This is a genomic window from Spirillospora sp. CA-128828 (genome assembly GCF_050945415.1).
Classification (GTDB): Bacteria; Actinomycetota; Actinomycetes; order Streptosporangiales; family Streptosporangiaceae; genus Spirillospora.
Map to the genome: position 1 here is coordinate 3,262,090 of NZ_CP191986.1, position 19,066 is coordinate 3,281,155.

At 72.1% G+C, this 19,066-nt stretch carries 17 protein-coding genes; 16 read left to right on the top strand and 1 reads right to left on the bottom strand.

The window, feature by feature from the left end; genetic code table 11:
• The first annotated feature begins 8 nt into the window (after positions 1 to 8).
• From ACQPXG_RS16160 to ACQPXG_RS16175, 4 genes are all read left to right on the top strand, one after another.
• Positions 9 to 791 carry a L,D-transpeptidase family protein gene (locus ACQPXG_RS16160; protein WP_433468504.1) on the top strand — a complete coding sequence of 261 codons (783 nt, stop codon included), beginning with the start codon at positions 9 to 11 and terminating at the stop codon, positions 789 to 791.
• 269 nt (positions 792 to 1,060) lie between these two features.
• Positions 1,061 to 1,564, top strand: a complete 504-nt coding sequence (locus ACQPXG_RS16165; RefSeq protein WP_433468505.1) for an SAV_6107 family HEPN domain-containing protein — start codon at positions 1,061 to 1,063, stop codon at positions 1,562 to 1,564.
• Between the two features lie 363 nt (positions 1,565 to 1,927).
• Entirely contained in the window at positions 1,928 to 3,115 is a 1,188-nt protein-coding gene (locus ACQPXG_RS16170) for a CoA transferase (RefSeq protein ID WP_433468506.1), read from the top strand.
• Positions 3,116 to 3,226: 111 nt separating this feature from the next.
• Positions 3,227 to 4,639 (top strand): MFS transporter, encoded by a 1,413-nt coding sequence (locus ACQPXG_RS16175; RefSeq protein WP_433468507.1) that lies wholly within the window; start codon positions 3,227 to 3,229, stop codon positions 4,637 to 4,639.
• Between the two features lie 165 nt (positions 4,640 to 4,804).
• On the opposite strand, the gene bldD is transcribed toward ACQPXG_RS16175, so the two are convergent.
• A complete protein-coding gene (gene bldD / locus ACQPXG_RS16180) occupies positions 4,805 to 5,299 on the bottom strand; it encodes a transcriptional regulator BldD (RefSeq protein WP_021597992.1) in 495 nt (164 codons plus the stop codon).
• A gap of 403 nt (positions 5,300 to 5,702) precedes the next feature.
• On the opposite strand from bldD, the gene pyrR reads away from it, so the two are divergent.
• The 12 genes from pyrR (at position 5,703) to coaBC (ending at position 19,033) form a co-directional block, all read left to right on the top strand.
• Positions 5,703 to 6,296: a bifunctional pyr operon transcriptional regulator/uracil phosphoribosyltransferase PyrR gene (pyrR, locus tag ACQPXG_RS16185; RefSeq protein WP_433468508.1), complete on the top strand. Its 594-nt coding sequence runs from the start codon at positions 5,703 to 5,705 to the stop codon at positions 6,294 to 6,296.
• A complete protein-coding gene (locus tag ACQPXG_RS16190) occupies positions 6,293 to 7,234 on the top strand; it encodes an aspartate carbamoyltransferase catalytic subunit (protein WP_433468509.1) in 942 nt (313 codons plus the stop codon). The genes pyrR and ACQPXG_RS16190 overlap by 4 nt, the downstream gene beginning before the upstream one ends.
• Complete coding sequence (locus tag ACQPXG_RS16195) at positions 7,231 to 8,517, top strand: dihydroorotase (protein ID WP_433468510.1); 1,287 nt, start codon at positions 7,231 to 7,233, stop codon at positions 8,515 to 8,517. The genes ACQPXG_RS16190 and ACQPXG_RS16195 overlap by 4 nt, the downstream gene beginning before the upstream one ends.
• The gene (gene carA / locus ACQPXG_RS16200) at positions 8,514 to 9,632 is read left to right on the top strand and encodes a glutamine-hydrolyzing carbamoyl-phosphate synthase small subunit (RefSeq protein WP_433468511.1); all 1,119 of its coding nucleotides are present in this window, start codon (positions 8,514 to 8,516) and stop codon (positions 9,630 to 9,632) included. Before ACQPXG_RS16195 ends, carA begins: the two co-directional genes overlap by 4 nt.
• Entirely contained in the window at positions 9,632 to 12,997 is a 3,366-nt protein-coding gene (gene carB, locus ACQPXG_RS16205; RefSeq protein ID WP_433468512.1) for a carbamoyl-phosphate synthase large subunit, read from the top strand. Before carA ends, carB begins: the two co-directional genes overlap by 1 nt.
• Before the next feature lie 74 nt (positions 12,998 to 13,071).
• A complete protein-coding gene (locus ACQPXG_RS16210; RefSeq protein ID WP_433468513.1) occupies positions 13,072 to 13,959 on the top strand; it encodes a dihydroorotate dehydrogenase electron transfer subunit in 888 nt (295 codons plus the stop codon).
• The gene (locus tag ACQPXG_RS16215) at positions 13,956 to 14,936 is read left to right on the top strand and encodes a dihydroorotate dehydrogenase (protein WP_433468514.1); all 981 of its coding nucleotides are present in this window, start codon (positions 13,956 to 13,958) and stop codon (positions 14,934 to 14,936) included. The genes ACQPXG_RS16210 and ACQPXG_RS16215 overlap by 4 nt, the downstream gene beginning before the upstream one ends.
• Positions 14,933 to 15,637 (top strand): orotidine-5'-phosphate decarboxylase, encoded by a 705-nt coding sequence (pyrF, locus tag ACQPXG_RS16220; RefSeq protein WP_433468515.1) that lies wholly within the window; start codon positions 14,933 to 14,935, stop codon positions 15,635 to 15,637. The genes ACQPXG_RS16215 and pyrF overlap by 4 nt, the downstream gene beginning before the upstream one ends.
• A 761-nt stretch (positions 15,638 to 16,398) precedes the next feature.
• Positions 16,399 to 16,725, top strand: coding sequence for an integration host factor, actinobacterial type (gene mihF / locus ACQPXG_RS16225; RefSeq protein WP_026405770.1), 327 nt, complete (start codon positions 16,399 to 16,401; stop codon positions 16,723 to 16,725).
• A gap of 94 nt (positions 16,726 to 16,819) precedes the next feature.
• Positions 16,820 to 17,407 (top strand): guanylate kinase, encoded by a 588-nt coding sequence (gene gmk, locus ACQPXG_RS16230; protein WP_433469977.1) that lies wholly within the window; start codon positions 16,820 to 16,822, stop codon positions 17,405 to 17,407.
• A 26-nt stretch (positions 17,408 to 17,433) separates the two neighbouring features.
• Positions 17,434 to 17,688, top strand: coding sequence for a DNA-directed RNA polymerase subunit omega (rpoZ, locus tag ACQPXG_RS16235; protein ID WP_021597645.1), 255 nt, complete (start codon positions 17,434 to 17,436; stop codon positions 17,686 to 17,688).
• 127 nt (positions 17,689 to 17,815) lie between these two features.
• Positions 17,816 to 19,033, top strand: coding sequence for a bifunctional phosphopantothenoylcysteine decarboxylase/phosphopantothenate--cysteine ligase CoaBC (gene coaBC, locus ACQPXG_RS16240; RefSeq protein ID WP_433468516.1), 1,218 nt, complete (start codon positions 17,816 to 17,818; stop codon positions 19,031 to 19,033).
• The last annotated feature ends 33 nt before the right edge of the window (positions 19,034 to 19,066 follow it).

The following is a 19,066-nucleotide window of genomic DNA, read 5'->3' on the forward strand; positions in this document are numbered from 1 at the left end:
GTCAGCGCATGCGAGGGAGACCGATCGACGTGCGGAAGAGCGCGGTTCTGCTGATGGCGGCCGTCCTCGTGACGGGCTGCAACGACACGGAGGCCGCGGCGCCGGGCGCGGGGAAGGGCTCGCCGTCGGCGACGAAGACGACGCCCACACCGAGCCCCACGCCCACGCACCGCAAGCTGAAACCGGGAGCCAAGGGCGCTGACGTCAAAGCCCTCCAGCGCCGGCTCAAGGAGCTGCACTACGACCCGGGCAAGGTGGACGGGAAGTACGGGACGTCCACCCAGATGGCCGTCTGGGCGTTCCAGGCGGTCAACCGCCTCAAGCAGAAGAGCACCCTCGGCGCGTCTTTCTGGAGGGCCCTGGACGCGCCCAAGGAGCCGCGGCCGGTGGCCAAGAAGCGCGAGAAGGACCGCGTCGACGTGGACCTGAAGCGCCAGTACCTCGTTCTTTACGAGAACGGCGAGCCGCGGCTCATCTCACACGTCTCTTCCGGCTCCGGTGAGTACTACTGCGCCAAGGACCGAGGCGCCACCGTCGCGCGCTGCCGCTACGCCACGACCGGTACGGGCGACTTCCGGACGGGACGCCGCGCCTCCGGCTGGGAGACCTCGCCCTTGGGGCAGCTCTACAACCCGATCTACTTCAACGGCGGCATCGCCTTCCACGGCGCTCTGGACGTGCCCAAGTACCCCGCCTCGCACGGCTGCGTCCGGATGCCGATGCACATCGCCGAGTACTTCCCGGACCTCCTCGGGACGAACGTCCCCGTGCACGTCAGGCGGCCTCACTAGCGTCCCACGGCCTGCTGTCGTACCCCGCTGTCGTACTGCGGTCATGCCCGCTGACCTGCGGGGCGCGACACGCGTTCGAACACGTTGACGAATCGCCGTCAGGGCGCTTTACTGTGAGTGCGTCGAACTTATGTTCGATGTGGTGCGGGACTCGCGGCCCGCGCCAGGGCGACGTCCCCGCCGTTCGCGGTGTTTCGGCGGGACGGACGGCCGGGCGGAGTGAGGGGAAGCTCTCCGCCCGGCCGGCCCGAGCCCGGAAGGAGGCAGACATGTCCGGAACGATGACCGCACGCGGGATCCACTCCGCCGCCCAGTCCGTCCCATCGCCGAGCCCACGCCCACGCCACCGCCCGCTGCCCGCGCCGCGTCCGGCGCACACGGCCGAAGGCCAGCTGCACGCCGCCCGCATGGGCCTCGCCGAGGCGGCCGAGGCCACCTCGGCCGCCGTCCGCTATGTGTGCGCCCACCTGGCGGCGCTGCGCGCCGCCGCCGCGGTGCTGGCGTCCAAGGAACCCCTGGAGACCCATCGCCGCGGCCGCCCCCGCAGCGTCTGGGTGCTGCTGCCCGAGGCCGAGCCCGCGCTGCGCGAGTGGGCCGCCTTCTTCGCGGCGGGCGCCGACAAGCGCGCCGCAGCCGAGGCGGGCCTGCCGCGCGCCGTCACCCCGCGCGAGGCGGAGGAGCTCCTGCACGACGCCGAGGTCTTCGTCACCCTCGTCGAGGACACCCTCGGCGTCGCCGGGCAGCCGACCCTGCCCGTTCCCGAAGCCGGCTGAGCACCCCCCCGAGGCCCGTCCCCCTCCCGGGACCGGCCCCGCCGGAGGCCGGGGCGCCGTCCCGCCGTCCTCACCACGGGACGGCGCCCCCCTCCGGCGTGCTCAGCGATCGCGCCGGCGGCGGCCGCAACCCCCCGAGCCGGCCCCGCCGGCGCGATCCCCCGCCATGCCGCCATCCGGCCCGGCGAGTCTCGGGCCCGTACCGGTCGGCGGGGCCGCCGAGCCGCCGGACGGCCACCGTGACGAGCAGCATCGCGGCCGGTGCGACCATCCGTTCCCGGGGGGCCGGGCGAGTTCTGATGCCGTGCCCATGCCATGGCCCCGTTCCAGGAGCGGATGGCGGTTCCTGATAGACATCGCTTCATGACGGGAACGCTGCCGCTGGACGGGATGCGCGTGGTGGAGCTGTCCAGCTTCGTCGCGACGCCGCTGGGTGGGATGACGCTGGCGCAGCTCGGCGCGGACGTCATCCGGGTCGACCAGGTGGGTGGCGGGCCCGACATAGACCGGTGGCCGCTCGCGCCGTCGGGCCGGAGCCTGTACTGGGCAGGGCTCAACAAAGGCAAGCGGTCGGTGACCGTCGACCTGCGTTCCCCAGAGGGCCGTGAGGTGGTCGCCGGTCTCGTCGCGCAGAGCGGGACCGTCCTGACCAACGCGCCGCAGCGCCCAGGACTCGGCTACGAGGAGCTGAAGGCGCAGCGAGCCGACCTGATCCATGTCCAGCTCCAGGGGACGCGTGAAGGCGGTAACGCCGTCGACTACACGGTGAACGCCGCCATGGGCTTCCCGTCGATCACGGGTCCGTCCGGCCATGAGACCCCGGTCAACCACGCTCTGCCCGCATGGGATGTGGCCTGCGGGCTCTACATGACCGTCGGGCTGCTTGCGGCCGAGCGGCATCGTCTGCGCACGGGGGAGGGACAGAGTCTTCGCGTCGCGCTGCAGGATGTCGCCTTGGCCACCGCGGGCAATCTCGGCTTCCTCGCGGAGGCGCAACTGGGCGAGCCCCGGGCCCGTCTGGGAAATCACCTGTTCGGTGACTTCGGACGCGATTTCGTCACCGCGGACGGGCGCGTCATGGTCGCCGTCCTCACGGCCCGGCACTGGCGTGACCTGGTGGAGGCCACAGGTCTCGGTGAGGTGACCGGTGCCCTCGAACGCGCCCTCGATGCCGACTTCCGCCGCGCCGGCGACCGTTATCGCCACCGTGAGGCTCTCGGCGGCGTGCTCGCGTCCTGGTTCGCGCCCCGAACGTGCGCGCAGGTCGCGGACGGGCTGACGGGGACGTCCGTGCTGTGGTCCCGGTACCGGGACTTCGCGGAGGTGGCCGCCGGCCTGTCTGACGAACCCCTCATGTCCGTCCTGGACCAGCCGGGCATCGGCCCGCATCTGGCGCCCGGCTCCCCAGTGCGGATCGGCGACGCCTCATCGCCGCCCGCGCCCGCCCCCACGCTGGGCGAACACACGGACGAGGTGCTGCGCGAGGTCCTGTCCCTGTCCCCTGAGCGGATCGAGGCGCTGCGGGAGGGCGGGGCGATCGGGGCGTCGTGACGCGGGCCCGCGGGTCATTCCGAGGCGCCTGTCGAGGGAGTGGTGGGGTCCCCTCTGTGTTGGTTCGTCCGGCTATGAGATTGTTAGGGCGGCGAACTAGAGGAGGGTCCGGTGGCGGGGCAGGGCGGGCGCGGGCTGGTGCCGCTGCTGGCCTTCCTCGGGGTGATGGCCTACTCCCTGTCCATGGCCGTGGTCACCCCCGCGCTGCCGCAGATCCAGGAGGGCCTGAACACCACACCGGCGGGGGCGGCCTGGGCGCTCACTGCGATGACGCTGTCCGCGGCGGTCGCCACTCCCGTGGCGGGGCGGCTGGGCGACCTCTACGGGCCGCGCCGCGTGCTCCTCGCCGTCCTGGTCGTCGCGACCGCGGGAACGGTGGTCGCGGCCCTGGCCGGGACCGTGCCGGTCATGCTGGCCGGACGCGTCCTCGGCGGTGTCGGCGGCGGTGTCTTCCCGCTGGCCTACACGATCATCCGGGACGTGATCCCGCCCGCCCGGACGGCCGCGGCCGTCGGCCTCATGTCGTCCATGCTGGGGCTGGGCGGCGCCGTGTCGTGGTGCCTGGCCGGGCCGATCATCGACTTCCTCGGCTGGCGGTGGCTCCTGTGGGTCCCCGTCATCGGCCTGGTGCCGGGGGTCGCCCTCGCCTGGTGGATCGTCCCGAGGTCGGCGCCCCGACCGGCGGCCCGGGTCGACTGGTGGGGCGCCGTCCTGTTCGCGGCCTGGCTCGTGGCCGCGCTCACCGCCCTCACCGAAGGCATGGACTGGGGCTGGACGTCCCCCGGCGTCCTCGGCCTCCTGGCGCTGTCGGCCGTCATGGCCGGCGCGTGGGCGTGGGTGGAGAACCGCGTGCGCGAACCCCTGATCGATCTGCGCCTCATGCGGGTGCGCGGCGTCTGGACGGCCAACGCCGCCTCGCTCATGTCCGGCTACGCGCTCATGGCGGGCGGCCTGCTGTTCCCCCTGCTCATCCAGCTCCCGGGCGACACCGGCTACGGCTTCGGCGGGACGGCCACCCAGGCGGCGCTGCTGCAACTTCCCGCCAGCGTCGGCATGACCGTCGCGGGCATGACGGCGGGCCTTCTCGACCGGCGCATCGGCTCTCGCATGGTCCTGTTCGGCGGCGCGCTGATGACCGCCCTCGGCTATGCGTTCGTGGCCGCCCAGCACGAGGCCATGTGGCAGCTCTACGTGGGGGGCCTGGCGCGGGGCATCGGTCTGGGCTTCGCCTACGCCGCCGTGGCGAACCTGGTCGTCGCCGCCGTCCCCGCGGAGGAGACGGGCGTGGCCACCGGCATCAACACGCTCATCCGCACGGTCGGCGCGTCCCTCGGAACGCAGGTCAGCGCCGTCGTCATCGTCGCCGTGCCCGGCGAGGGGGGCTTCACCACCGGCTTCGCCGTGAGCTCGGCGGTCATGGCCGCGGTCCTCCCGCTGGCCCTCCTCGTCCCGAGAGGAAGACGGCGTCCGGCCGGGGACTTCTCACGTGCCGAGGGGAAGTGCCGTACCGCGGCCGTCTCGTGAACCCCCGTCCTCGCCGGGTCAAGACCGGGTCTTCGGGGTGAGTTCGCGGGCAGGACGCTCCCGGCAAGGACGGGGGTCTGGAAAGAGACCGGGGCCCGCCGCGTGGTGCGGCGGGCCCCGGCCCGGTGATGCGGTGTATCAGGGTGAAGCAGGTGGTGCGGTGTGTCAGAACGACTCGACGGCGCGGCGCGCCTCCGGGTCGAGGACGCCCCAGCCGATCAGCTCCTCGGTCAGCTCGGTCGGGGACTTGTCATAGATGACCGCGAGTGAACGCAGGTCTTCCTGACGGATGGACAGGACCTTTCCGTTGTAGTCGCCCCGCTGGCTCTGGATCGTCGCGGCGTAACGGGCGAGAGGACCGGCCTTGTCTTTCGGAAGCTGCTGCAACCGCTCTAGATCGATCACGAGCTTGGGTGTAGGCCCGAGCGGGCTCGGCGCGGCTCCGCCGGGCAGCAACTCGGAAACCGGCACGCCATAGAAATCGGCGAGCTCGGCCAGCTTCTGAACGGTGACGGCGCGGTCGCCCCGCTCGTACGAACCCACGACGACGGCCTTCCAGCGGCCGCGGGACTTCTCTTCCACCCCGTGCAGGGACAGGCCCTGCTGGGTGCGGATGGCGCGCAGGCGCGCGCCGAGAGCCTTTGCGTATTCAGACGGCATTATGCGGCCCCCAGGCTCACTTTCGTCGTCGTTGAAACCCCGGCTTGTCACCGGGGCGAGACAGATTCACGAAGCCGGAGGGCCTCAAGAGTCTGTCTCCAGGGATGGTTACGGACAGTGACGGTAAAACGGGTACGGCCCCAGGTCAAGCTGATTGGAAAAAAGCGGTCGAATCCGCAGGACTCGATCCGGGCCGTCCGGATCCTCCGCGGCCCCCCGCGGGCGGGGCGCGGCGGGGTCGTCACGGTGTCGGGCCGCCGCCCTGGGGGCCGCCGAATGTGACCGCTCTCACCTGCGAAGACGTGGAGCGGTCCGGGTGTAAGGCGGTCGGGCCCGGCTGCTAACGTGTGTGCGACAAGACGTCCTTTAAGGCCCGTCCCGTGAGGCGGGAAAGGAGGTTTCGGTGGTGAATGCTGCCCCCGGACAGGAACGTCGCGTCGCTGACGGTGATCCTCGGCCCAAGGCCGTTCTGGAGGGTCCCGACATCAGGCGCGCGCTGACCCGCATCGCACACGAGATCCTCGAGCGGACCAAGGGCGGCCACGACGTCCTGCTGCTCGGCATCCAGACCCGCGGCGTGACGCTGGCCGAGCGGCTCGCCGGGGCGCTGCGCGAGGTCGAGGGCCGGCCGGTGCCCTGGGGCTCGCTCGACGTGACCATGTACCGGGACGACCTGCGGCTGCGGCCCGCCCGCGCGCTCGGCCGCACCGAACTGCCCGCCGAGGGCGTCGACGACAGGGTCGTCGTCCTCGTCGACGACGTGCTGTTCTCCGGGCGCACGGTGCGCGCGGCGCTGGACTCGCTGAACGATCTCGGCCGCCCCCGCGCCGTCCAGCTCGCCGTCCTGGTCGACCGCGGGCACCGGCAGCTGCCGATCCGCGCCGACTACGTGGGCAAGAACCTGCCCACGTCGATGCGCGAGACCGTGAAGGTCCTGCTGGACGAGAACGACGGGCGCGACGCGGTACTGCTCGGCCCTGCGGGAGGTGCCCGGTGAACCGCCATCTGATCTCCGCCGCCGACCTGAGCCGCGACGACGCGCTGCTCGTCCTCGACACGGCCGAGGAGCTCGCGCAGATCGCGGGCCGGTCCATCAAGAAGCTGCCGACGCTGCGCGGCCGGACGGTCGTGAACCTGTTCTTCGAGGACTCGACCCGCACCCGGATCTCGTTCGAGGCGGCCGCGAAGCGGCTGTCCGCGGACGTCATCAACTTCTCCGCCAAGGGCTCCAGCGTGTCCAAGGGCGAGAGCCTGAAGGACACGGCGCTCACGCTGGAGGCGATGGGCGCGGACGGCGTCGTCATCCGGCACGGCGCGTCCGGCGCGCCGCACCGGCTGGCCGGCTGGGTGCAGGGAAGCGTCGTCAACGCCGGCGACGGCACCCACGAGCACCCCACGCAGGCGCTCCTGGACGCGTTCACGATGCGCAAGCGGCTGGGCGACCTGGAGGGCCGCAGGGTCACGATCGTCGGGGACGTGCTGCACAGCCGTGTGGCACGATCCAACGTCCTGCTGCTGGACACGCTCGGCGCGGACGTCACCGTCGTCGCGCCGCCGACGCTCCTGCCCGTCGCGATCGACACCTGGCCGTGCTCGGTGTCCTACGACCTGGACGGCGTCATCCCCAAGAGCGACGTCATCATGATGCTGCGCGTCCAGCAGGAGCGGATGAACGCCGCCTACTTCCCGACCGTGCGCGAGTACAGCCGCCGGTACGGGCTGGACGCCGAGCGCATGGCCGAGCTGCCCGAGCACGCCATCGTCATGCACCCCGGCCCGATGAACCGCGGCGTGGAGATCGCCGCCGAGGTCGCCGACTCCGTCCGTTCCACGATCGTCGAGCAGGTCGCCAACGGCGTCAGCGCCCGCATGGCGGTCCTCTACCTGCTGCTCGGGGGTTCCGAGCCCGCCATCGGCCAGGAGGTCTCGCAGTGACGACGTACATCATCAAGGGCGCCCGGATCCTGGGCGGCGAGGCCGCCGACATCCTCGTCCGGGACGGCGCCATCGCCGAGGTGGGCTCCGGCCTGGCCGAGGCCGGAGCGCAGACCGTCGACGCCGCCGGCCTCGTGGCCCTCCCCGGCCTGGTCGACCTGCACACCCACCTGCGCGAGCCGGGCCGGGAGGACGCCGAGACCGTCGAGTCCGGGACCAAGGCCGCGGCGATGGGCGGGTACACCGCCGTCCACGCGATGGCCAACACCGACCCCGTCGCCGACACGGCCGGCGTGGTCGAGCAGGTGTGGCGCCTCGGACGCGAGGCCGGGTACTGCGACGTCCAGCCGGTCGGGGCCGTCACGCGCGGCATCGCCGGCGAGCAGCTCGCGGAGCTGGGCGCGATGGCCGACTCCGCCGCCGAGGTGCGAGTCTTCTCCGACGACGGCCACTGCGTGTCGGACGCGGTCATCATGCGCCGGGCGCTGGAGTACGTGAAGGCGTTCGACGGCGTCGTCGCCCAGCACGCGCAGGAGCCGCGCCTCACCGAGGGCGCGCAGATGAACGAGGGCGAGATGTCCGCCGCGCTCGGCCTGGCCGGCTGGCCCGCCGTCGCCGAGGAGGCGATCATCGCCCGGGACGTGCTGCTCGCCCAGCACGTCGGCTCCCGGCTGCACGTGTGCCACGTGTCCACCGCCGGGTCGGTGGAGATCATCCGCTGGGCGAAGAGCAAGGGCTGCCCGGTGACCGCCGAGGTCACCCCCCACCACCTGCTGCTGAACGACGCCAAGGCCGGGACGTACGACCCGATCTTCAAGGTCAACCCGCCGCTGCGCACCGCCGACGACGTCACCGCGCTGCGGCACGCCCTCGCCGACGGGACGATCGACTGCGTCGCCACCGACCACGCCCCGCACCCGGTCGAGGCCAAGGAGACCGAGTGGGCGGTCGCCGCGATGGGCATGATCGGCCTGGAGACCGCGCTGCCGGTCGTCCAGGAGGCGATGGTCGAGACCGGCCTGCTCGACTGGACCGGGGTCGCCGACCGCATGGCGTCCCGTCCCGCCCGCATCGGCCGCCTTTCCGGACAGGGTCGTCCGCTGGAGGCAGGTTCGCCCGCCAACATCACGCTGTACGACCCGTCGCCTCGCCGTTCGGTGGACCCGTCCGCGATGACGTCCAAGAGCCGCAACACCCCGTTCGCGGGGCTGGAGCTGCCCGGCCGCGTCGTCGCGACGTTCCTGCGCGGCAAGCCGACCGTCCTGGAAGGGAAGCTCCAATGAACCCTGCTCTGCTCGTTCTGGAAGACGGCAGGGTGTTCCACGGGGCCGCGTACGGGGCCGAGGGGGAGACCTTCGGCGAGATGGTCTTCAACACCGGGATGACCGGCTACCAGGAGACCCTGACCGATCCCTCCTACGCGCGCCAGATCGTGGCGATGACGTCCCCTCACATCGGCAACACCGGTGTCAACGGCGAGGACCCTGAGTCACACCGCATCCAGGTGGCCGGCTACGTGGTGCGTGAGCCCGCCCGCGTCGCGTCCAACTGGCGCGCGACCGCTTCTCTGGGGTCCGCGCTGCGCGACCAGGGTGTCGTGGGCATCGCCATCTCCGGCACGCGTGCGCTGACGCGGCATCTGCGCGACAAGGGCGCGATGCGCGCCGCCATCTTCAGCGGCACGGACGCCCTGGCGCTCGGTGAGGACGCGCTGATCGAGCGCGTGCGGCAGAGCCCCTCGATGGAAGGCGCGGACCTCGCACGGGACGTCTCGACCAAGGAGCGCTACGTCGTCCAGGCGAAGGGTGAGAAGCGCTTCACCGTCGCGGCCGTGGACCTCGGCATCAAGGCGATGACGCCGTACCGGATGTCCGAGCGGGGCTGCGAAGTGCACGTCCTGCCCGCGACCAGCACGACCGAAGAGATCCTCGCTCTCGCACCCGACGGCGTGTTCTTCTCCAACGGCCCTGGGGACCCGGCGGCCGCCGGCTACGCGGTGGACGTGTTGAAGGGCGTTCTCGACACGGGCACGCCGTTCTTCGGCATCTGCTTCGGGAACCAGATCTTCGGCCGTGCGCTCGGCCTCGGGACGTACAAGCTCCGCTTCGGCCACCGGGGCATCAACCAGCCCGTCCAGGACCGGACGACCGGCAAGGTCGACGTGTCCGCCCACAACCACGGTTTCGCGGTGGACGCCCCCACGGACGGCCCCTTCGACACGCCCTACGGCCGCGCCGAGGTCAGCCACGTCAACCTGAACGACGGGTGCGTCGAAGGGCTGCGGCTCCTCGGCCGCCCGGCGTTCAGCGTCCAGTACCACCCGGAGGCCGCCGCGGGCCCGCACGACGCGTCCGGGCTCTTCGACCGTTTCTGCGAACTGATGGAGGCGTCGAGGTAATGCCGCGCCGCGAAGACCTGAACTCCGTCCTGGTCATCGGCTCCGGGCCGATCGTCATCGGCCAGGCGTGCGAGTTCGACTACTCCGGCACCCAGGCGTGCCGGGTGCTGAAGGCCGAGGGCCTGCGGGTGACGCTGGTCAACAGCAACCCGGCCACGATCATGACCGACCCCGAGTTCGCCGACGCGACCTACGTCGAGCCGATCACTCCCGAGGTCGTCGAGAAGATCATCGCCAAGGAGCGGCCGGACGCGCTGCTGCCCACCCTGGGCGGCCAGACGGCCCTGAACACCGCCATCGCGCTCTACGAGGGCGGGGTCCTCGCCAAGTACGGGGTCGAGCTCATCGGCGCCGACGTGGACGCGATCCAGGCCGGGGAGAACCGGGAGCGGTTCAAGGACGTCGTCGCCAAGGTCGCGCGCGAGCAGGGCCTGAACGCCGAGTCCGCCCGGTCGCTCATCTGCCACACGATGGACGAGTGCCTGGCCGCGGCCGGCGAGCTGGGCTACCCCGTCGTCGTCCGGCCGTCCTTCACGATGGGCGGCGCCGGCTCCGGCTTCGCCCACGACGAGGACGACCTGCGCCGCATCGCGGGCGCGGGCCTCGACGCGTCCCCGACCAGCGAGGTGCTCCTGGAGGAGTCGATCCTCGGCTGGAAGGAGTACGAGCTGGAGGTCATGCGCGACCGGCACGACAACGTCGTGATCGTGTGCTCGATCGAGAACCTCGACCCGATGGGCGTGCACACCGGGGACTCGATCACGGTCGCGCCCGCGCTGACGCTGACCGACCGCGAGTACCAGAACATGCGGGACGTGGCGATCGCGGTGATCCGCGAGGTCGGGGTCGACACCGGCGGCTGCAACATCCAGTTCGCCGTGCACCCCGGCACCGGCCGGATGATCGTGATCGAGATGAACCCGCGGGTGTCGCGGTCGTCGGCGCTCGCGTCCAAGGCCACCGGCTTCCCGATCGCCAAGATCGCGGCGAAGCTGGCGATCGGGTACGCCCTCGACGAGATCCCCAACGACATCACGCGCGTGACGCCCGCCTCGTTCGAGCCCACGCTCGACTACGTCGTGGTGAAGGTGCCGCGCTTCGCGTTCGAGAAGTTCCCCGGCGCGGACGGCACGCTCACCACGCACATGAAGTCCGTGGGCGAGGCCATGGCCATCGGGCGCTGCTTCACCGAGGCCCTGCAGAAGGCGCTGCGGTCGCTCGAACAGAAGGGCTCGTCGTTCAGCTGGGCCGGCGAAGCCGACGCCGCCGAACTGGTCGAGTCGGCCAAGCGCCCGCATGACGGACGGCTCAGGGACGTCCAGCGCGCGCTCTGGGCCGGGGCCGGCATCGAGGAGCTCTACAAGGCGACCGGCATCGATCCCTGGTTCCTCGACCAGATCTCCGCCATCAACGAGGTCGCCGAGGAGATCCGCACCGCCGACGACGCGCTCACCAAGGACAAACTGCTGCGCGCCAAGCGGCACGGGTTCTCCGACGCGCAGATCGGCGAGCTGCGAGGCCTCTCGGAGGAGGTCGTCAGGGAGCTGCGGCACGCGCTCGGGATCCGTCCCGTCTACCTGACCGTGGACACCTGCGCCGCCGAGTTCGAGGCGCAGACCCCGTACCTCTACTCGGCCTACGACGAGGAGACCGAGGTACCGCCGGGCGCCAAGCCCAAGGTGCTGATCCTCGGCAGCGGTCCCAACCGCATCGGCCAGGGCGTCGAGTTCGACTACTCGTGCGTCCACGCGTCGTTCACGCTGGCCGAGGCGGGCTACGAGACCGTGATGGTCAACTGCAACCCCGAGACGGTCTCCACCGACTACGACACCTCCGACCGGCTGTACTTCGAGCCGCTGACGCTGGAGGACGTCCTGGAGGTCGTCTACGCGGAACAGCAGTCCGGCGAGGTCGCGGGGGTCATCGTCCAGCTGGGCGGCCAGACGCCCCTGGGGCTCGCCCAGAAGCTCAAGGACGCCGGGGTGCCGATCGTGGGCACGTCCCCGGAGAGCATCCACCTCGCCGAGGAGCGCGGCGCGTTCGGGCGGGTCCTGCACAGGGCGGGTCTTCTCGCGCCCAAGCACGGCACCGCCACGTCCTACCAGGAGGCCCGCGAGATCGCCGACGAGATCGGTTACCCGGTTCTCGTCCGTCCCTCCTACGTTCTCGGCGGGCGCGGCATGGAGATCGTGTACGACGACGCAACGCTGGAGTCGTACATGGCCCGTGCCACCGAGGCGAGTCCAGAACACCCCGTTCTTGTCGACCGCTTCTTGGACGAGGCCATCGAGATCGACGTCGATGCCCTCTACGACGGCGAGGAGTTGTACCTCGGCGGCGTGATGGAGCACATCGAGGAGGCCGGGATCCACTCCGGTGACTCGGCGTGCGCCCTGCCGCCCATCACCCTCGGGCACGACGACATCCGCCGCATCCGGGAGTCGACGGAGGCGCTCGCCAAGGGCGTCGGGGTGCGCGGGCTGATGAACGTCCAGTACGCGTTGTCCGCGGGCGTCCTGTACGTGCTGGAGGCCAACCCGCGCGCGTCCCGGACGGTGCCGTTCGTCTCCAAGGCGACCGCCGTGCCGCTCGCCAAGGCGGCGGCGCGCGTGATGATGGGCGCCACCATCGCCGGGCTGCGCGCCGAGGGCCTGCTGCCGGAGACGGGCGACGGCGGAAGCCTGCCCCTGGACGCGCCGATCGCCGTGAAGGAGGCCGTCCTGCCCTTCGACCGGTTCCGCAACGAGCTCGGCCAGGGCGTCGACACCATTCTCGGCCCGGAGATGCGCTCGACCGGCGAGGTCATGGGGATCGACGAGGTGTTCGGCACCGCGTTCGCCAAGTCGCAGCAGGCCGCCTACGGCTCGCTGCCGACCAAGGGACGCGCGTTCGTGTCCGTCGCCAACCGGGACAAACGACACATGGTGTTCCCGGTGAAACGCCTCGCTGACCTGGGCTTTGAGATTCTTGCCACGGAAGGGACCGCGGAGGTCCTGCGCCGCAACGGCGTGCGTGCCAAGATCGTGCGCAAGCACAGCGCGGGTCCGGGCCCGTCCGGCGAGCCCACGATCGTGCGGCGCGTCCTGGACGGCGAGGTCGACCTCATCGTCAACACTCCCTTCGGCAGCCCCGGCCAGTCCGGGCCGCGGCTCGACGGTTACGAGATCCGTACCGCGGCCGTGCTGCGGGGCGTACCGTGCGTGACGACCGTGCAGGGCCTCGCGGCGGCCGTGCAGGGCATCGAGGCCGTCACCGGCGGCCAGGTCGGCGTCCGCTCCCTCCAGGAGCACGCCGAGCGGCTCAGCGGCGCCCACGGGCGCGCGAGCGGCCCGGCGGCGGACGGCGGCGCCGTGACGCCCGGGTGACAGAGGCCGGGCGGGCCGGGCGGACTCCGCGCCGCCCGGCCCGCCCGGCGCACGCGACGAGGAGAGGGAGACGGGTGTCCGACACACCGGTGCAGACGTCGGCGACGGTTCTGACGGTCCGCCAGGTGCAGGACTACCACGCGATGACGCTGGTGGCCCCGGCCATCGCCGAGCGGTTCAGGCCCGGCCAGTTCGTGGCGCTCGCCGTCGGCGGCGAGCACACGTCCCGCCTGGTCCGCCGCTGCTTCGGGGTGCACGAGGTCAAGTCCGACTACGGCGGCACCGTCGAGCTGGTGTTCGCCGACACCGAGCCGGGCACGGGCTGGCTCGCCGGCCGTCGCTCCCGCGACCAGATCGACCTCGTCGGCCCGCTCGGCCGCCCGTTCCGGCTGCCCCGCGACCCGGTGACGTGCGTGCTCGCCGGCGGCGGCCCGGGCGGCGCCGCCGTGTTCGCGCTCGCCGACTCGCTGCTGCGCCGCGGCTGCCAGGTGCACTTCGTGCTCGCCGGGACGTCCGCCCGGCAGGTGTTCGGCTCCCGCATGGCCCAGCGCATCGGCGACAGCTCGGCCGTCGTCACCGAGGACGGGTCGATGGGGGAGAAGGGCACCGTCCGCGACGTCCTGCCCCGCGTCATCGAGGAGACGGGCGCCGACGTCGTCTACGGCTGCGGCCCCACGAGCCTGCTCCGCTCGGTCACCCAGATCGCCGGCGACTTCGGCCTGCCCTCCCAGGTGTCGGTCGAGGAGTTCCTGCAGCGGACCGGCGCATGCGGCATCGGCGTGTGCATGACGTGCATGCTGCCCGTCCATGGCGAGGACGGCGTGACCCGCATGATCCGCGCCTGCGCGGACGGCCCCGTCCTGCGCGGCGACCGGGTCCGCTGGGGCGACCTCGGAACCATCCCGTTCGACGCCCTCGGCGCGCCACGCGTCCTGAGCGTCTCCGAAGGGGGCTCGCAGTGAGCGACCGGGTCAGGACCGCACTCGGTCCCCTGGAACTGCCCAATCCCGTCCTCACGGCCTCTGGGTGCGGCGGGACGGGACGAGAGCTCGCCCAGTTCTTCGACCTCACCCGCCTCGGCGCGTTCGTCACCACGTCCGTCATGGCCCAAGCGCGCGCGGGACGGCCCACACCACGCGTGACCGAGACCCCCAGCGGCCTCCTCACCGCCATGGGCCTCCCCGGGCCCGGCGTGGAGACCTTTCTCGAACGGGACCTGCCCTGGCTCATCGAGCAGGACGTCCGCACGATCGTCTCCGTCGCCGGCAACAGCGTCGAGGAGTACGGCGAACTGGCGCGGCGTCTCCGGCACGTCCCCGGCATCGCCGGCATCGAGGTCAACATCGCCTGCCCGAACGTCGAGGACCGCGGCCGCATGTTCGCCTGGCATCCGGCGGCCGCCGCGTCCGTCGTCCGCGCGGTCCGCGACCACGCGCGGCCCGGCGTTCCCGTCTTCGCCAAGCTCGCGCCCGACGTGACCGACATCGCCACGATCGCGCTCGCCTGCGTCGACGCGGGCGCCGACGGCCTCACCCTGATCAACACCATGGAGGCCATGGCGATCGACCCCGGGACGCTGCGTCCCGCCCTCACCGGGGTGTCCGGCGGCCTGTCCGGACCCGCCATCCGGCCGATCGCGGTGCGCTGCGTCTACCAGGTGCACGCCGCGCTGCCCACCACGCCCATCATCGGCGTCGGCGGCATCGCCACCGGCCTGGACGCCCTGGAGTTCATCCTCGCCGGGGCGTCCGCCGTCGCCGTCGGCACCGCCGTCTTCCACGACCCCACGGCCGGGCCACGCGTCCTGCGCGAGCTGGAGGAGGCCCTCGCGGCCCGCCGCATCGGCCGGCTCGCCGACGCCGTGGGCCTCGCGCACAAGCCCGCCGGGTACGTCCCGCCCCAGGTGCGCCCGCAAGAGCCCGAGAAGGAGAAGCTGTGACCGCCGCCCCCATCGCCGTCGCGCTGGACGCGCCCGACCTGGAGACGGCCGCGCGCTGGGCCACCCTGGTCACGCCGCACGTCTCCACCGTCAAAGTGGGCCTGGAGCTGTACCTGCGGTACGGACCTGACGTCGTCGCCAGCGTCCGGGGCGCCAGCCGCGTCCAGGTCTTCCTGGACCTCAAGCTGCACGACATCCCCGCCACGGTGCGCGGCGCCGCCCGGGCGGTGGCGCGCCTCAAGCCGTCCTACCTGACCGTGCACGCCGCCGGCGGCCCCGCGATGATCCGCGCGGCGGTCGAGGCCGTCCCGGCCACCAAGATCGCCGCTGTGACGGTCCTGACGTCGCTCGGCGAGGCCGATCTCACCGCTCTCGGCCTCGCGGGGCCCGCCCTGGACGCCGTCCGCCGGCTGGCCGTCCTCGCCGTCGACGCGGGCGCTCAGGCGCTGGTGTGCTCCCCGCAGGAGGCCGCCGCCGTCCGCGCCGAGGTCGGACCGGACATCACGCTCATCACCCCCGGGGTCCGCCCCGCGGGCTCCGGCAACCAGGACCAGGCCCGCGTCGCCACCCCCGAGGACGCCCTGGCGGCAGGCGCCGACCTGCTGGTCATCGGCCGCCCCATCACCGGCGCCCCCGACCCGGGCGCCGCCGCGGCGGCCATCGCAGCCGCCCTCCGCCGCACTTCCGCGGGCACCGGCTGACCGCTCGCCGGGCCGTCCGCCGGACGGCCATTGGGACGCGCCCGCACAGATCTGCTTTCTGCGAAACTTTTCGAGCCGTGGGTGTTCTCGGGCGCGCGGGATCGTGCTTTGTGGTTTTAGTCGCATGCGAATGCGGGGACCCCGGTCCTTCGCATTCGATACGTGCCGGACGATGAACTCGTTCACGCGGAGTGGCGATTCCGGGCCGGCGTCGGTCTCCGGCGGCACGGCCGGCGGTTCCGCGTCCATGACGGTGCCCTGGCGGCGGGCGGTCGGGGAGCTGGTGCGGTGGGGGAGTCCTCCGGGCGATGCGGGTGATCTTGGCGGTGTGTTGTCGAGGATGGCAGTAACGGTGCCGGGGCGACGTGCTGAACGGCGCGGCGTGACGAGAGTCACTCGGTCGGGATCATTTGTGGGAGACCTCACACGGGGTCTCCGGCGGAGGGCGCCGGAGCGGTTCCGGCGTCGCGGCGGGACCGCCGCGCGGGGGTGCGAACCGCCGCGGCGAACCGGCATGGAGTGCCGCATATGGGGTCGGAAAGGGGGGATTTTCACGATCATGCGAAAGTCCCAGCAAGGCAGGGGGATGCGCCGTCGGCGGGCCCGACTTTGTGTACACTCTGTATTCAGGACACTCCGAGGAGTGATAATCGTGAATTTATGGCGGGCTAAACGGCACTTCACGTTGCCTTATGGGCGGTGAACTCGCTAGTTTCCCAACCCGTCCGACTCCGTCGAGTGGAAACCTGAGGTGACCCGGCGTGGCTCTTCCGCCCCTAACCCCCGAACAGCGCGCCGCAGCCCTGGAGAAGGCTGCCAAGGCTCGCAAGGAGCGGGCCGAGGTTAAGAACCGGCTCAAGCACGGGGGAACCTCGCTCGCCGAGGTTCTCAAAGAGGGTCAGTCCGACGACGTCATCGGAAAGATGAAGGTGTCGGCCCTCCTGGAATCCCTGCCCGGTGTGGGCAAGGTCCGCGCAAAGCAGATCATGGAGCGCCTGGGCATCGCCGAGTCCCGCCGTGTGCGGGGCCTCGGCGCGAACCAGCGCGCATCCCTGGAGCGTGAGTTCGGCGGAAGTGCGAACCGCTGACGCGCGACTCTCGGGCGGGCGCGGCGGCCAGGCCGCCGCGGCCGGCCCGGGGCGACCCGGGCCCGGCACCATCTCGTCCGGCTCCGGCGCACCCATCGCTGCGCCGGAGGGCTCCAGAACGCCTGACCCGCTCGCGCGGCGGCTGACGGTCCTGTCCGGGCCGTCGGGCGTCGGCAAGAGCACGGTCGTCGCCGAGATCCGGCGCTCACACCCCCGGGTGTGGCTGTCGGTCTCGGTGACCACCCGGGCCCCCCGCCCGGGTGAGACCGATGGCGTGCAGTACTTCTTCGTCGACGACGCCGGTTTCGACCGGCTCGTCGCCGAAGGGGAACTCCTCGAATGGGCCGAGTTCGCGGGCAACCGCTACGGCACCCCGCGCCGGCCCGTCGAGGAACGCCTCGCCAGGGGCGAGCCGGTGCTGCTGGAGATCGACCTCCAGGGCGCCCGGCAGGTCCGGCGGTCCATGGCCGAGGCGCAGCTCGTCTTCCTCGCTCCCCCGACCTGGGAGGAGCTCGTCCGCCGCCTCACCGGCCGCGGCACCGAGCCCCCCGAGGTCATCGAGCGCCGGCTCGACGCGGCCCGCGTCGAACTCGCCGCCGAGAAGGAGTTCGACGTCACACTCGTCAACACGTCCGTCCAGGACGTCTGCGATGAGCTGCTAACCTTGATGGCTGTTCAATAAGCGACCTACCAGTGGAAGGCCACCGAGTGGCAGCCAGCAATGAGGGCATCACCAACCCGTCGATCGACGAGCTCCTCGAGGTCGTCGACACCAAGTACGGCCTCGTGAGCATCGCGGCCAAGCGCGCCCGGCAGATCAACGCCTACTACGCCCAGCTGGGCGAGGGCCTGCTGGAGTACGTCGGCCCGCTCGTCGAGACGCAGGTGCAGGAGAAGCCCCTGTCGATCGCGCTCCGCGAGACGCGCGAGGGCCTCCTGAACGCCGAGCCCATCGAGGGCTGAGAACCGGCCGGCCGATGCACTCCGTCGGCCTGCGGCCGCCTTCGCCTATGCCCGCAATGTGTTTTCTGGGGGGCACCCCCAAACCCCCGGGGCGCGCCCGTCCGGCGCGTGATGGGATCGTGGCCTCATGACATCGCCTAAGCCGCGCGTCGTTCTCGGCGTGAGCGCCGGGATCGCCGCGTACAAGGCGTGCGAGCTGCTGCGGCGGCTCACCGAGTCGGGGCACGACGTCACCGTCGTCCCGACCGCGGACGCGCTGCGCTTCGTCGGCGAGCCGACCTGGGCCGCCCTGTCGGGAAAACCGGTCTCGGCGCAGGTGTGGGACGGCGTAGCCGACGTTCCGCACGTCCGGCTCGGGCAGAACGCCGACCTCGTGTTCGTCGCGCCCGCCACGGCCGACCTGCTCGCCAAGGCGGCGCACGGCCTCGCCGACGACCTGCTCACCAACACCCTGCTCACCGCGCGGTGCCCGGTCGTGTTCGCGCCCGCGATGCACACCGAGATGTGGCAGCACCCGGCGACGCAGGCGAACGTGGCGATGCTGCGGGACCGCGGCGCGATCGTCGTCGAGCCCGCGTCCGGGCGCCTCACCGGCAAGGACACCGGGCCCGGGCGGCTGCCCGACCCGGCCGAGCTGTTCGAGGTGGCCCGGCACGTCCTCGCCCGCGGCGGCGCCCGCGACCTCGCCGGACGGCACGTGGTCGTCTCCGCCGGCGGCACCCGGGAGGCCATCGACCCCGTCCGGTTCATCGGGAACCGCTCGTCCGGCCTGCAGGGCTACGCCCTCGCCCGGACGGCCGTGACCCGCGGCGCCCGTGTGACGCTCGTCTCCGCGAACGTCGCGCTGCCCGACCCGGCCGGGGCGGAGATCGTCGCCGTCGGGTCGGCCGAGGAGATGCACAAGGCCGTCGTGTCGGCGGCCGCCTCCGCCGACGCGGTCGTCATGGCCGCGGCCGTCGCCGACTTCCGGCCGGCCGGCTACCGCGACTCGAAGATCAAGAAAACGGAGGGGGCGGAGCCGGAGCCGATCCGGCTCGTCAAGAACCCCGACATCCTGGCCGAACTGGGCGGGAACCGCCCGGCCGGGCAGGTGATCGTCGGTTTCGCGGCCGAGACCGACGACGTGCTCGCCAACGGCCGGGCCAAGCTCGCCCGCAAGGGCAGCGACCTCCTCGTCGTCAACCAGGTCGGCGAGGACCTCGTCTTCGGCCGCCCCGACAACGCCGCGGTGATCCTCGGCGCGGACGGCTCGCACACCGAGGTGCCGCGCGGCGCCAAGGAGGCGCTCGCCGAGATCGTGTGGGATCTCGTCGCGGCGCGCCTGCGGCCCCCTTCCCCGGACTGACCATGGCGTCGTCCGGAAATGATCCCGCTAGAC

Bases quoted from the DNA above. Each gene is read 5' to 3' on its own strand.
- carA (WP_433468511.1), top strand. From the start codon at position 8,514: ATGAACCCTGCTCTGCTCGTTCTGGAAGACGGCAGGGTGTTCCACGGG.
- coaBC (WP_433468516.1), top strand. From the start codon at position 17,816: ATGACATCGCCTAAGCCGCGCGTCGTTCTCGGCGTGAGCGCCGGGATC.
- bldD (WP_021597992.1), bottom strand. From the start codon at position 5,299: ATGCCGTCTGAATACGCAAAGGCTCTCGGCGCGCGCCTGCGCGCCATC.
- ACQPXG_RS16160 (WP_433468504.1), top strand. From the start codon at position 9: ATGCGAGGGAGACCGATCGACGTGCGGAAGAGCGCGGTTCTGCTGATG.
- ACQPXG_RS16165 (WP_433468505.1), top strand. From the start codon at position 1,061: ATGTCCGGAACGATGACCGCACGCGGGATCCACTCCGCCGCCCAGTCC.
- ACQPXG_RS16170 (WP_433468506.1), top strand. From the start codon at position 1,928: ATGACGGGAACGCTGCCGCTGGACGGGATGCGCGTGGTGGAGCTGTCC.
- carB (WP_433468512.1), top strand. From the start codon at position 9,632: ATGCCGCGCCGCGAAGACCTGAACTCCGTCCTGGTCATCGGCTCCGGG.